The sequence below is a fragment of the Salana multivorans genome, from assembly GCF_003751805.1.
GTDB lineage: Bacteria > Actinomycetota > Actinomycetes > Actinomycetales > Beutenbergiaceae > Salana > Salana multivorans.
Genome location: NZ_RKHQ01000002.1, coordinates 600160 through 613014 on the forward strand (window position 1 = coordinate 600160; position 12855 = coordinate 613014).

The 12855-nt window shown below is 73.5% G+C and carries 11 protein-coding genes; 3 read left to right on the forward strand and 8 right to left on the reverse strand.

The genetic code is table 11. The annotated features are described in order from the left end of the window. The first annotated feature begins 59 nt into the window (after positions 1–59). From EDD28_RS14945 to EDD28_RS14955, 3 genes are all read left to right on the forward strand, one after another. On the forward strand, positions 60–911 hold the full coding sequence (locus EDD28_RS14945; protein WP_123740548.1) for a peptidylprolyl isomerase: 852 nt from the start codon (positions 60–62) through the stop codon (positions 909–911). Beyond that, positions 908–2752 (forward strand): DUF349 domain-containing protein, encoded by a 1845-nt coding sequence (locus tag EDD28_RS14950; RefSeq protein WP_245968101.1) that lies wholly within the window; start codon positions 908–910, stop codon positions 2750–2752. The genes EDD28_RS14945 and EDD28_RS14950 overlap by 4 nt, the downstream gene beginning before the upstream one ends. Before the next feature lie 66 nt (positions 2753–2818). Further along, positions 2819–3406 carry a hypothetical protein gene (locus EDD28_RS14955; protein WP_123740549.1) on the forward strand — a complete coding sequence of 196 codons (588 nt, stop codon included), beginning with the start codon at positions 2819–2821 and terminating at the stop codon, positions 3404–3406. 12 nt (positions 3407–3418) lie between these two features. Here EDD28_RS14955 and EDD28_RS14960 read toward each other — a convergent pair whose 3' ends face one another. The 8 genes from EDD28_RS14960 to EDD28_RS14995 form a co-directional block, all read right to left on the reverse strand. Continuing rightward, positions 3419–5761, reverse strand: coding sequence for a RelA/SpoT family protein (locus EDD28_RS14960; RefSeq protein ID WP_123740550.1), 2343 nt, complete (start codon positions 5759–5761; stop codon positions 3419–3421). Between the two features lie 33 nt (positions 5762–5794). Continuing rightward, positions 5795–6886 (reverse strand): protein translocase subunit SecF, encoded by a 1092-nt coding sequence (secF, locus tag EDD28_RS14965; protein ID WP_123740551.1) that lies wholly within the window; start codon positions 6884–6886, stop codon positions 5795–5797. Continuing rightward, on the reverse strand, positions 6886–9063 hold the full coding sequence (gene secD / locus EDD28_RS14970; protein WP_245968102.1) for a protein translocase subunit SecD: 2178 nt from the start codon (positions 9061–9063) through the stop codon (positions 6886–6888). The genes secF and secD overlap by 1 nt, the downstream gene beginning before the upstream one ends. Before the next feature lie 49 nt (positions 9064–9112). Beyond that, on the reverse strand, positions 9113–9493 hold the full coding sequence (yajC, locus tag EDD28_RS14975) for a preprotein translocase subunit YajC (protein WP_123740552.1): 381 nt from the start codon (positions 9491–9493) through the stop codon (positions 9113–9115). 60 nt (positions 9494–9553) lie between these two features. After that, on the reverse strand, positions 9554–10585 hold the full coding sequence (gene ruvB / locus EDD28_RS14980; RefSeq protein ID WP_123740553.1) for a Holliday junction branch migration DNA helicase RuvB: 1032 nt from the start codon (positions 10583–10585) through the stop codon (positions 9554–9556). Between the two features lie 4 nt (positions 10586–10589). Continuing rightward, on the reverse strand, positions 10590–11207 hold the full coding sequence (gene ruvA / locus EDD28_RS14985; protein ID WP_123740554.1) for a Holliday junction branch migration protein RuvA: 618 nt from the start codon (positions 11205–11207) through the stop codon (positions 10590–10592). A gap of 53 nt (positions 11208–11260) precedes the next feature. Beyond that, positions 11261–11911, reverse strand: a complete 651-nt coding sequence (gene ruvC, locus EDD28_RS14990; RefSeq protein ID WP_123740948.1) for a crossover junction endodeoxyribonuclease RuvC — start codon at positions 11909–11911, stop codon at positions 11261–11263. Positions 11912–12082: 171 nt separating this feature from the next. Next, positions 12083–12844, reverse strand: coding sequence for a YebC/PmpR family DNA-binding transcriptional regulator (locus EDD28_RS14995; protein ID WP_123740555.1), 762 nt, complete (start codon positions 12842–12844; stop codon positions 12083–12085). Positions 12845–12855: the final 11 nt, after the last annotated feature.

Below are 12855 nucleotides of genomic sequence, written 5' to 3' on the forward strand. Positions count from 1 at the left end.
CAGGACTGCACCCGCAGGACGCCCGGGCGGAGCACGCGATCCCGAGGGGAGCAGGCCCGATGGCCAGCCGCAACGCCAGCAAGTCCACCGCCCAGCGCCGGGCCGCCAAGGCCCAGGCGCGGTTCGAGCGGGCCGAGGCCCGCCGCCGGGAGCGCCGGATCGTCGGCTGGTCCCTGGCCGGCGCCGTCGTCGTGCTCGGCGGGATCACGTGGGCGATCTGGGCCAACGCCGACGCCGGCGCCGATCCCGCGCCGACCCCGACGGCCTCGGAGGCAGCGTCCGACGGCTCCACCGAGGGGCCCAGCGAGGAGGCGACCGACGGCGCGACCGACGGCGCCGAGGCGACGCCCGACCCGACCGCGCTGCCGACGACGCTCCCCCGGATGTACGACAGCCCGCCCCCGGCGACGGACTCGCTCGGCATGACGTGGGACGTCACGCTCCACACCAACGTCGGCGACATCGAGCTCGAGCTGGACGGCGCGCACGCCCCCCAGGCCGTCGCCAGCTTCCTCATGCTGTCCAAGGACGGCTTCTTCGACGGGACGGCCTGCCACCGGCTGCTGCCGAGCTCGCTGCTCCAGTGCGGCGACCCCACCGCGTCGGGCATGGGCGGCCCCGGCTACGGCTTCGGTCCGATCGAGAACGCGCCGGCCGACGACGTCTACCCGGCCGGCACCGTGGCGATGGCCCGCGTCGGCAACGACGCCGAGAGCCAGGGCAGCCAGTTCTTCCTCGTCTTCAACGACGTCACCCTCCCCTCCGACAGCGCCGGGGGGTACACGGTGTTCGGTACGGTTGTCCAGGGACTGGAGATCCTCCAGTCCGTAGGCGCAGCGGGCACCCAGACGGGTGCCTCCGACGGACCACCCGCCACGGTGGTCATCATCGAGGATGTGACGATCGCGTGACGACGAGCGAGCAGCCCACCCAGGGCCCTGACGAGACCACGACCGAGCAGGTCGAGGTCTCCGGCGACGAGGTCGCGGAGGTCACGCCCGAGGCGGTCGACACCGCGGAGGGGATCGCCGAGACCGCCGAGGAGACGGTGGACACGGCGGCGGAGCCGGTGACGCAGACGCCGACGCTGGCCGAGGCGGCTGCGACCGTCGAGGCGGACGTCGCCGACGTCGTCGAGCAGACCGCCCCGGTGGAGGACATCGTCGAGGACGTCGCGGCCGAGGCGGCCCTCGAGGCGCACGACGTGCCGGCCGAGGAGCCCGCCGCGGAGCCGGCGGCGGCCCCCGAGGCGGAGGACGCCGAGCCCGCGGCAGCCGAGCCCGACGTCGTCGAGCCCGTCGAGGACGCGCCGGTCGCGGCCGAGACCGCCGCCGCGGAGCCGACCGAGCCCGAGACCGCCGCCGCCGAGGAACCGGCCGACCAGCCGGCCGCAACGCCCTCGGCCCCGCGTCCCGCGCCCCGGCCCGGACCGCGTCCTGGCGCCCGTCCCGGTCCGCGTCCCCAGGGCGCGCCGCGCCCGGTGGCCGCGGCCCCCGCGCCCGTCGCGCCGCCGGTCGACGCCGCTGACGCGGCGGCCGCCGCCGAGTTCGGCTCGGTCGCCGAGGACGGCACCGTCAGCGTGCGCGACGGCGAGGAGGTGCGCGTCGTCGGCCAGGTGACCGTCGGCGAGGAGCCGCTCGCGCTCTACATCCGCCGCTACCTCGACCTCAAGGCCCAGGTGGCCCTGCTCGAGGCGCGGCTGCCCTCGATCAGCCCGAAGGAGGCGCAGGCCTCGATCGCGTCGCTGACCGACCAGCTCACGGAGCCGGCGGCCGTCGGTGACCTCCCGGCGCTGCGCGAGCGGGTCGCCTCCCTCACGACGCAGGTCGAGGCCCGGGCGGCCGAGGTCGCGGCGGAGCGCGAGGCCGCGAAGGCCCAGGCCGTCGCCGAGCGCGAGGCCATCGTGGCCGAGGTCGAGGCCATCGCGGCCACCGATCCCGAGCGGACGCAGTGGCGGGACGCCACGACCCGGCTCGCCGAGCTCCTCGACACGTGGAAGAAGGCGCAGCGCGAGGGCGTCCGGATCGACCGCCCGGTCGAGGAGGCCCTCTGGAAGCGCTTCTCGCACGCGCGCACCGCGTTCGACAAGGCGCGTCGCGCGCACTTCGGCGCCCTCGACAAGCGCAACCAGGCCGCCCGCAGCGCCAAGGAGGAGCTCGTCGCCCAGGCCGAGGCCCTCGCCGGCTCGACCGACTGGGGTCCGACCAGCTCCCGCTTCCGCGAGCTGATGGACGCCTGGCGCGCCGCCCCCCGGGGCGCCCGCAAGGACGACGACGCGCTGTGGGCGCGGTTCAAGGGAGCGCAGGACCGGTTCTTCACCGCCCGCAAGGAGGAGAACGCGGCGATCGACGCCGAGTACGAGGGCAACCTCGCCGTCAAGCTCGAGCTGCTGACCAGGGCCGAGGCGCTCCTGCCCATCTCCGACCTGGCCGCGACGAAGCGTCAGCTCCGCGCGATCCAGGACGCGTGGGACGAGGCTGGCCGCGTGCCGCGCGCCGACATCCAGCGCGTCGAGGGTCGGCTGCGCGCGGTCGAGCAGGCCGTCCGCGACGCCGAGCAAGCCGAGATGAAGCGCAGCGACCCCGAGCTGCGCGCCCGGGCCGACGGCATGACGGCTCAGCTCCTCGACCAGATCGCCGAGCTCGAGTCGCGGATCGCCGCCGCGTCCTCCCCCGGCCAGGCGAAGGCGCTCGAGCAGGAGCTGGCCACGAAGAGGCAGTGGCTCGACGTGGTCAAGGGCACCCAGCGCTAGGACTCCTCCACAGGGATCCGTCCACAGGCCGCGCACGTCGTGCGCGGCCTGTGGCACGCTCGCGGCATGTCGCAGCCAGCACCGTCCGCATCGAGCGACGTCTCCTCCCTCCGCTGGCTGGCGCTCCAGCTCACGCCGGTCCGCACCCTCGACGATGGCCGCGAGTCACGGGAGCTGCTCCGGGTCGGACTCGTGAGGTCCGCCGCGCCGGGAACGGCCGCATCGCTGGACCTGCCGGACGGACCGGCCGAGCGCGCCGCCGGGCTGCGCCGGCTGGTGCCCGGCGACGGGACGGTCGTGCTGACGACGGCCGCGTGGGTCCACCTCGGCGGCCGGCCGCCCCTGGTCGTCGACGTCGCGGTTCCCGAGCCCCGGCTCTCCCGCCGCCGCGGCATCCGGCTGCGCATCACGCGGCACCGGCCGGACGGGGTCGCCGTCCTCGGTGGCGTCCGGGTGACGACGCGGGTGCAGACGGCCGCCGACCTCGCGCGCGCGGCACACGGAGCGCAGGACGACGGCGCCGCCGACGCGCTCGCGGCGCTCCTCGCGGCCGGCGTCGACCGGGCCAACGTGCGCACGCTGCTGCTGACGGAGCCCCGCCGGCAGCGGGGACGGCTCGCGCTGGAGGTGCTGGCGGGAACGAGGACGGGCTAGGACGGGGGCGCGTCAGACCGTCGGCACGGGCCGGCCGACGGGCACGGGCGCCGCGTCCGGTCGGACCCCGGTGACCCGGTAGACGTCGTAGACGCCGTCGATGTCCCGCACGGCGCGCAGGACGGCGCCCAGGTGGGAGGTGTCGGCCATCTCGAAGACGAACTTCGACAGCGCGAGGCGGTCGCGCGACGTCGAGACCGTCGCCGACAGGATGTTGACGTGGTTGTCCGAGAGCACGCGCGTGACGTCGGACAGCAGCCGGGACCGGTCGAGCGCCTCGACCTGGATCTGGACGAGGAACACGCTCTGCGCGTCCGGGGCCCAGGCGACGTCGACGAACCGCTCCGGCTGGTCGCGCAGCGCCTCGGCGTTCGGGCAGTCCGCGCGGTGCACCGACACGCCCTGGCCCCGCGTCACGAAGCCGACGATCGGGTCGCCCGGCACCGGCGTGCAGCACTTGGCGAGCTTGGTCCAGACGTCGCCCATCCCGGCGACGATGACGCCGACGTTGCTCGGCCGGGCGCGCGCGACCCCGATGTGGCCGGGCGTCGTGACCTCGGCCAGGTCCTCGGACGTGCCGTCCTCGCCGCCGAGGGAGTCGACGAGGCGCTGGACGACGTTCGCGGCCGAGACGTGGCTCTCCCCCACCGCCGCGTACAGGGCTGAGACGTCCGCGTACCGCATGTCCGAGGCGAGCGCGACGAGCGTGTCGTGCGTGAGCAAGCGCTGGATCGGCAGGTTCTGCTTGCGCATCGCCTTGGCGATCGCCGTCTTGCCGGCCTCGATCGCCTCCTCGCGGCGCTCCTTGGTGAACCACTGCCGGATCTTGTTCCGGGCGCGCGGGGAGGCGACGAAGGTGAGCCAGTCGCGGCTCGGTCCCGAGTCGGGCGAGCGGGAGGTGAGGACCTCGACGGTGTCCCCGTTCTCCAGCGTCGACTCCAGCGGGACGAGCCGGCCGTTGACCTTGGCGCCGACGGTGCGGTGGCCGACCTCGGTGTGGACGGCGTAGGCGAAGTCGACCGGCGTGGAGCCCTGCGGGAGCGCCTGGACGTCACCCTTCGGCGTGAAGACGTAGACCTCGCTGCCGGCCATCTCGTACCGCAGCGAGTCGAGGAACTCCCCGGGGTCGGACGTCTCGCGCTGCCAGTCGACGAGCTGGCGCAGCCACGGCATCTCCCCGCCGCCGCCCTCGTTGCCCTTGGGCGCCGGGGCGCCGGCGCGCGCCTTGTACTTCCAGTGCGCGGCGACGCCGTACTCCGCGCGCCGGTGCATCTCGTGGCTGCGGATCTGGATCTCGACGGGCTTGCCGCCCGGGCCGATGACCGTCGTGTGGAGCGACTGGTACATGTTGAACTTCGGCATCGCGATGTAGTCCTTGAACCGTCCGGGGACGGGGTTCCACCGCGCGTGGAGAGCGCCGAGCGCCGCGTAGCAGTCGCGCACCGAGTCGACCAGGACCCGGACGCCGACCAGGTCGTAGATGTCGGCGAAGTCGCGACCGCGGACGATCATCTTCTGGTAGATCGAGTAGTAGTGCTTCGGCCGGCCCGTGACGACGGCCTTGATCTTGACCGCCTTGAGGTCCTGCATCACCTGCTCGCGGACGACGCCGAGGTACTCCTCGCGGGCCGGGGCCCGCTCGCTGACGAGCCGGACGATCTCGTCGTAGACCTTGGGGTAGAGCGTCGCGAACGACAGGTCCTCCAGCTCCCACTTGATCGTGTTCATGCCGAGCCGGTGCGCGAGCGGCGCGTAGATCTCGAGGGTCTCGCGGGCCTTCTTCTCCGCCGAGGAGGAGGAGACGTACTTCCACGTCCGCGCGTTGTGCAGCCGGTCGGCGAGCTTGATGACGAGGACGCGGATGTCGCGGGCCATCGCCACGACCATCTTGCGCACCGTCTCGGCCTGGGCCGCCTCGCCGAACGTCACCTTGTCGAGCTTGGTGACGCCGTCCACCATGGCGGCGATCTCCTCGCCGAAGTCGGCGCGGAGCGCCTCCAGCGTGTAGGAGGTGTCCTCCACCGTGTCGTGCAGCAGCGCCGCCGCGAGCGTCGGCGGCGTCATGCCGAGCTCGGCGAGGATCGTCGCCACCGCGACCGGGTGGGTGATGTATGGGTCGCCGCTCTTGCGCAGCTGTCCCTCGTGGGCTCGCTCCGCGACCTCGTACGCGCGCTCCAGGAGCGTCACGTCCACCCGCGGGTGGTTCGCGCGCACGACCTGGATCAGCGGCTCGATCGCCGGCGGGGTCGAGTGACCCCGCGAGCCGAGCCGGACCAGCGTGCTGCGCACCCGGGAGCGCGGCACCAGTGGTTCGGTCGTCGCCCCCGGGACGCGCCGGTGTGCGTCCTCCGTCATCCGGACAGTCTAGGAGCCTCGGCGCAGGTCGCGTTACTTCTTGCGCCGCCGGGGCTGGGCGCCCTGCCCGAGGTGGCCGCCCGGCGTGGTCGCCGTGACGCGGTCGTGCACGTCGGAGGAGGAGATCTGGACGTCGTCCTCGACCCCGTCCTTCGCCCGCTGCGCGAGCACGTCGGCCGTGTGCTTCTGGTACGCCTTGCGCCGCATCCGGAGCGTCGTCTCGAGCGGCGAGGCGAGGAAGATCGACGAGAGCGTCGAGGCGATCATGCCGATGAAGAGCGCGAGCGAGATGTCGCGCAGCGTCCCGGCGCCGAGCAGGAACGCGCCGACGAACAGGATCGACGCGACCGGCAGGATCCCGACGACCGAGGTGTTGACCGAGCGGACGATCGTCTGGTTGACGGCGAGGTTCGCCGCCTCGGCGTACGTCACGCGGCGCTGCTCGAGCACGTGCGCGGTGTTCTCGCGCACCTTGTCGAACACCACGACCGTGTCGTACAGCGAGTAGCCGAGGATCGTGAGGAACCCGATCATGCTGGCCGGCGTCACCTCGAAGCCGACCAGGGCGTAGAGCCCGACGGTGACGACGAGGTCGTTGAGCAGCGCGATGATCGCGGCGAGGGCCATCGACCAGGTCCGGAAGTACAGCGCCATGACGGCCGTCACGATGAGCAGGAAGATCACGAGCCCCTGCAACGCCTTGGCCGTGACGTCCGCGCCCCAGGTCGGGCCGACGAACGAGGAGGTCACCGCGTTCGGCTCCACCTCGTACGCCGCCGCCAGCGCCTCGGCCATCGCCGTGGTCTCCTCGGCACCGAGCGGCTCGGTCTGAACGCGGACGGACGAGCCGCCCACGACCGTGACGCGCGCGACCTGGCCCGTGACGATGGAGTCGAGCGAGGCCTGGGCCGGCTCGGAGGCCGTCGTGGCCGCGCCCGAGACGGTGAACTCCGAGCCGCCGCGGAACTCGATGCCGAGGTTCAGCCGGACGGTCGAGAGCAGGACGATCGACAGCACCGCGAACGCCGCGGCGATGGCGTACCACAGCCGGCGGCGGCCGATGATGTCGAACGACTTCTTCCCGGTGTACAGGTCGTTGCCCATCTGGGCGAAGCTGAACCCCATCAGCGGGCCTCCTCGTTCCGCTCGGACGCCGCGGCGTCGTCGCCGCCGGTCTCGTCCACGTCCTCGTTCTGGTCCGCGCTGTCCTCCGGCGCCAGGACGACGCCCTCGGCGGCCGCCTCGGCGATCGGCGAGTGCGCGGCGATCTCGCCGTCGATCGCGTCCGTCGCGGTCTCGGACGGGTCGATCGCCGCCACCGGGAGCTCGCCGGCCAGCTCGGCCTCGGCCGCCTCGGCGGACTCGCGCTCGGCGGCCTCCTTGGCCAGGCGCGCCTCCTCGGCGCGCCGCTCGGCGATCGTCCGGACGTCGGCGTTCGCGGCGACCGCGACCTTCTCCGGGGCCGAGCGCACCCGGCCGCGGCCGGCGTAGCTCGCGACGGACGCCCCGAGGTGCACCGGGTCGAGCCCGCTCCACCGGTGGCCCTCCCCGAAGAACGGGATCTTGATGAGCAGGCGCATGAGCGGGTGGGTGAACAGGAACACGACGACGAGGTCGATGAGCGTCGTGAGCCCGAGCGTGAACGCGAAGCCGCGCACGCCGCCGACCGCGAGCAGGTAGAGCACGATCGCCGCGATGAAGTTGACGGCGTCCGAGGCGAGGATCGTGCGGCGGGCGCGCAGCCAGCCGTGCTCGACGGCGCCGGCCAGCGAGCGGCCCTCGCGCACCTCGTCGCGGAGACGTTCGAAGTAGACGATGAACGAGTCCGCCGTGATGCCGATCGCGACGATGAGCCCGGCGACGCCGGCGAGCGACAGGCGGTAGCCCTGCGTCCAGGACAGCAGCAGGATGACGCCGTACGTCAGCGCGGCCGCGATCGCGAGGCTGGCCACCGTGACGACCGCGAGCCCGCGGTACTGGAGGAAGGAGTAGATGACGACGAGGATGAGGCCGATCACGCCGGCCAGCAGGCCGCGCTCGAGCTGCTCGCCACCGAGCGTCGCGGAGATCTGCTCCTGGGACTGCACCTCGAACGTCATCGGCAGCGCGCCGAAGCTGAGCTGGTTGGCGAGCGTCGTCGCCTCGTCCCGGGTGAACGGGGACTGCGTCGGGCCGGAGATCGTCGCCTGGCCGTTCGGGATCGTCTCGGTCACCCGCGGGGCGGAGATGACCAGGCCGTCCAGCACGATCGCGAACTGGTTCTGCGGCTGCGCCAGCTCCTTGATCCGCGCGGTCACCTCGGCGAACTTCTGGCCGCCCGCGTTCGTGAAGTTCATCTGGACGATCGGGATGTTCGTGACCCCGCCGCCCTGGAGCGACTGGAAGCCCATCTGGGCGCCGGTGAGGTCCTGCCCCGTGAGCTCGGCCGGGCCGAGGACGTACTTCGCCCCGCCGTCCTGGCTGCACGTGACGAGCGGGGCCTCGGTGTCGTCGTCCTGCAGGCCCGTGCGGTTGGCCGGGTCGTAGCAGTCGAGCGTGTAGTAGTCGAACAGCACGCGGGGCGTGAGCCACGCGAGGTCGGACGGGCTGGTCGGCTCCGTCGCCGGGGTGTCCGAGAGCTCGTCGACCGAGGCGACGCCGAGCACCTGGAGCGCTGCCTGCTCGACGGTGAGCGTCGTGGTCGGCTCCGTGGACGCCTCGGTCGGGGTGTCCGTCGCGCCGTCCGACGGCTCGTCCGTCGGGGCGGTCGCCTCGTCGGTCGCGCCATCCGTCGCGCCGTCGGTCGGGGTGTCCGTCGCACCGTCGGTCGCGCCGTCGGTCGCCTCGTCGGGCGTCCCGTCCGTGCCGTCGGTCGCGTCGTCCGTCCCCTGGGCGACGGCGGCCGGGTCGATCGTGCCCGGCAGACCCTCGACCAGGACGGTGCGCATGCGCATCTGGGCCGAGGCCGTGATGAGCTGGACCGTGTCCTCGGAGACCTCGCCGGGGATCGCGACGACGATGTTGTTGCCGCCCTGGGAGGTGATCTCGGCCTCCGCGACGCCCGAGCCGTCCACGCGCTGGCGGATGATGGCGATCGCCTGGTCGAGGTCGCTCTGCGTCACCGCGTGGCCGTCGTCGGTGCGCGGCGTGAGGATGAGCTGCGTCCCACCCTCGAGGTCGAGCGCGAGGTTCGGCGTGAACGAGGCGCCACCGGCGGCGTCGTCATCGCCCGTGACGACCCCGATGCCCACCGCGGCGTACACCGCGACGAGGATCAGAGCCAGGAAGTAGAGCGGGCGTGCGAGCCTGCGTCGTCGAGCCACTGTCGTCCTTCGAAGGTCATGGGGGCTCCACGCCCCCTGGGTACTGCGCTCAGGCGGTGCGGTCGTCGCGCGGGTCGTCGACGGTGACGTCGATCGAGTCGGTCGCGTCCGTCGTCCCGACCGGCTCGACGCCCTCGATCACGGTCGAGTCGTCGGCGGGCTGGAGCACGCTCGCGAACTGCGCGGGCACCTCCTGGATGGCGGCCTTGACCCAGCGCGTGAGCACGCCCGGCGTCGTCTCGATGACGACGGCGTCGCCGTCGACCGACACGATCGTCCCGAGCTGGCCCGAGGAGGTCATGATCTGCTTGCCCGGCGTCAGCGAGCTGCGGAACTCGTTCTGCTTGGCCTGCTGCTTACGACCACGCGAGCTGACGAAGAAGAGTCCCACGACCGCGAGGCCGAGAAAAACGAGGAGCAGGGGGTCCATGGGAGAGACGTCAACCTTCGTGATGGGTCGTGTGGGTGCAGTGCACCGGCGAGTCTATCCTCAGTCGAACAGTACGGCCGTCTCGCCGCTCGGCGGGGTGAGCCCCAGGTGCTCCCACGCCGCGCGCGTCGCGACCCGCCCCCGCGGGGTCCGCGCGATGAAACCCTCCCGCAGGAGGAACGGCTCGGCGACCGTCTCGACCGTCTCGGGCTCCTCCCCCACGGCCATCGCGACGGACGTGAGGCCGACCGGGCCGCCGCCGAACCGGAGGCACAGGGCACGCAGCACCGACCGGTCCAGCCGGTCGAGACCACGCGGGTCGACCTCGAACACCCGCAGGGCCGCCTCCGCCGACGCGACGTCGGCGCGACCGTTCCCGCGCACCTGGGCCCAGTCCTGGACGCGGCGCAGCAGCCGGTTCGCGATCCGGGGCGTCCCGCGCGAGCGCGACGCGATGACGTGGCCGGCCGTCGGCTCCAGCTCGATGCCGAGCAGCCTGGCCGAGCGGGTGAGGACGCGCTCGAGGTCCTCGGTGGAGTAGAAGTCCATGTGGCCGGTGAACCCGAACCGGTCGCGCAGCGGCGCCGGCAGCAGGCCCGCCCGCGTCGTCGCGCCGACGACGGTGAACGGCGGCAGCGCCAGCGGGATCGACGTGGCCCCGGCGCCCTTGCCGACGACGACGTCGACGCGGAAGTCCTCCATCGCGAGGTAGAGCATCTCCTCGGCGGGGCGCGCGAGCCGGTGGATCTCGTCGATGAAGAGGACGTCGTTCTCCTGCAGGCCCGACAGGATCGCGGCCAGGTCGCCCGCGTGCCCGATCGCCGGCCCCGACGTGAGCCGCAGGCTCGCCCCGACCTCGCTGGCGACGATCATCGCGAGCGTCGTCTTGCCGAGGCCGGGTGGACCCGCGAGCAGCACGTGGTCCGGCGGGCGGTGCCGGGCGACCGCGGCCTCCAGCACGAGCGAGAGCTGGTCCCGCACGACCGGCTGGCCGACGAACTCGGCGAGCCGGCGCGGGCGCAGGGCCGCCTCGGCCGCGCGCTCCAGCTCCGACGCCTCCGCCGCGAGCAGGGTCTCCTCGTCGAACGTCATCGGCTCAGCGCCCGTCCGTCGCGAGCGAGCGCAGGGCCGCGCGCAGGATCTCGCCCGCGTCCGTCGCCGGGGCGTCGCCGGCCTCGAGCACGCCGGCCACCGCGTCGGCGGCGACCTTGGCGTTCCAGCCGAGCCCCTGGAGCGCGACGACGACGTCCTCGGCCACCGCGCTCGGTGCCGTCACCGCCGTCGCCGTGCCGCCGACCCCGCCGCCACCCGTGGGGGCGCCGAGCCGGCCACCGAGCTCCAGCACGATCCGGCTGGCGCCCTTGCGACCGATCCCTGGGACGCGCTCGAGCGCCTTGAGGTCCTCCGTCGCGACGGCCTGGCGCAGCGCGTCCGGCGGGTGGACGGCGAGCATCGCGAGCGCGAGCCGGGGCCCGACGCCGCTGACGGTCTGCAGGATCTCGAACGTGTCCCGCTCGTCGACCTCGAGGAAGCCGAACAGCGTGAGCGAGTCCTCCCGCACGACGAGCGTGGTGTGCAGCTCGGCCTCGTTCCCGTGCCGCAGACCGGCGAGCGTGTTCGGCGTCGCGTGGACGCGCATGCCGACACCGGAGACGACGAGAACCGCGTGGTCCAGCCCGATGGCTGCGACCTCTCCGCGGACCAGGGCGATCATGCTTCCTCCCGCCGGGTGCGGACACCCTCAGCGAACACGTGTACGAAAGAAGCCTACCGGCCGACGGTGCGCTGAGCTGCGACGACGCGCCGCCCGGCGCGGCGGGCGCTCGCCTCGGCCCGCAGCCAGCGCTGCTGCGCCGACGTCGGCTCCCCGGTGGCGCCGGGCGAGCTGGCCGAGGCGACTCCGCCGGGCGCGGCGGCCCCGCCGGGCGCACCGGCGAGTGCAGCGACCGGGACGGGGCCGCCGCGCCACGCGTGGCAGATCGCGAGCGCGAGGGCGTCGGCCGCGTCGGCCGGGCGCGGCGGGGCGTCGAGCCCGAGCACCCGCGTCACCATCGTCGTGACCTGCTCCTTGCCCGCGCGGCCGTTCCCCGTGACGGCGGCCTTGACCTCGCTCGGGGTGTGCAGCGCGACGGGGATGCCGCGCCGGTGGGCGGCGACCATGGCGAGACCGGCTACCTGCGCCGTGGCCGTCACGGTCGAGACGTTCGACTGCGCGAACACCCGCTCGACCGCGACCGCGTCCGGAGCGAGCCGGTCCAGCCAGGTGTCGAGCGCGTCGGCGACGGCCACGAGGCGGGCCTCCAGCGGCAGGTCCGGCGAGGTGGTGACGACGCCGACGTCGACGATCCGGACGGTCCGCCCGGTCGCCGTCACGGCGCCGAGGCCGCACCGGGTGAGACCGGGGTCGACGCCGAGCACGGTCCGCCCGCGCGCCGCCGCGGCCCCGGTGTGGGGACGCAGCTCGAGCGGCGCGGGACGGTCGGAGCGCTGGGTCACGCCGTCAGCCTGCCTCCTCCGTCGCACTCGGCCGGGTTCCGACACGCGCCGGCGCGTCGCGCTCCCCCGGTGCGGGCACGTCGGTCCGCCGCGTCAGTCCTCCGCGTCGAGCGCGGCGAGGACCTCGTCGGAGGCGTCGAAGTTCGCGTAGACGTTCTGCACGTCGTCGGAGTCCTCGAGGGCCTCGATGAGCCGGAGCACCCTCCGGGCGCCCTCGACGTCGACCTCGATCGACACCGACGGGCGGAACTCCGCCTCGGCCGAGTCGTAGTCGAGGCCCGCGTCCTGGACGGCCTTGCGCACGGCGACGAAGTCGCTCGCCGGCGAGATGACCTCGAACGCCTCGCCGAGGTCGTTGACCTCCTCGGCGCCCGCGTCGAGGACGGCCAGCAGCACGTCGTCCTCCGTCAGGCCCTCCGACTTGGGCACGATGACGACGCCCTGGCGGGAGAACATGTACGCGACGCTGCCCGGGTCGGCCATCGAGCCGCCGTTGCGCGTGAACGCGACCCGCACGTCCGCCGCGGCCCGGTTGCGGTTGTCGGTGAGGCACTCGACGAGGAGCGCGACGCCGCCGGGCGCGTAGCCCTCGTACATGATCGTCTCGTAGTCGACCCCGCCGCCGTCGGCGCCCGAGCCGCGCTTGACCGCGCGGTCGATGTTCTCGTTCGGGACGGAGGACTTCTTCGCCTTCTGGATCGCGTCGTAGAGCGTCGGGTTTCCGCCGGGGTCACCGCCACCAGTGCGCGCCGCCACCTCGATGTTCTTGATGAGCTTGGCGAACAGCTTTCCGCGCTTCGCGTCCTTCGCGGCCTTCTGGTGCTTGGTGGTGGCCCACTTGGAGTGACCCGACATCGGCGATCCTC

Excerpts from the sequence above, each read along its gene's own strand:
- EDD28_RS14960 (WP_123740550.1), bottom strand. The coding sequence starts at position 5,761 with ATGACGGAGGACGCACACCGGCGCGTCCCGGGGGCGACGACCGAACCA.
- secF (WP_123740551.1), bottom strand. The coding sequence starts at position 6,886 with ATGGGGTTCAGCTTCGCCCAGATGGGCAACGACCTGTACACCGGGAAG.
- EDD28_RS14955 (WP_123740549.1), top strand. The coding sequence starts at position 2,819 with ATGTCGCAGCCAGCACCGTCCGCATCGAGCGACGTCTCCTCCCTCCGC.
- yajC (WP_123740552.1), bottom strand. The coding sequence starts at position 9,493 with ATGGACCCCCTGCTCCTCGTTTTTCTCGGCCTCGCGGTCGTGGGACTC.
- EDD28_RS14995 (WP_123740555.1), bottom strand. The coding sequence starts at position 12,844 with ATGTCGGGTCACTCCAAGTGGGCCACCACCAAGCACCAGAAGGCCGCG.
- EDD28_RS14945 (WP_123740548.1), top strand. The coding sequence starts at position 60 with ATGGCCAGCCGCAACGCCAGCAAGTCCACCGCCCAGCGCCGGGCCGCC.
- ruvA (WP_123740554.1), bottom strand. The coding sequence starts at position 11,207 with ATGATCGCCCTGGTCCGCGGAGAGGTCGCAGCCATCGGGCTGGACCAC.
- ruvB (WP_123740553.1), bottom strand. The coding sequence starts at position 10,585 with ATGACGTTCGACGAGGAGACCCTGCTCGCGGCGGAGGCGTCGGAGCTG.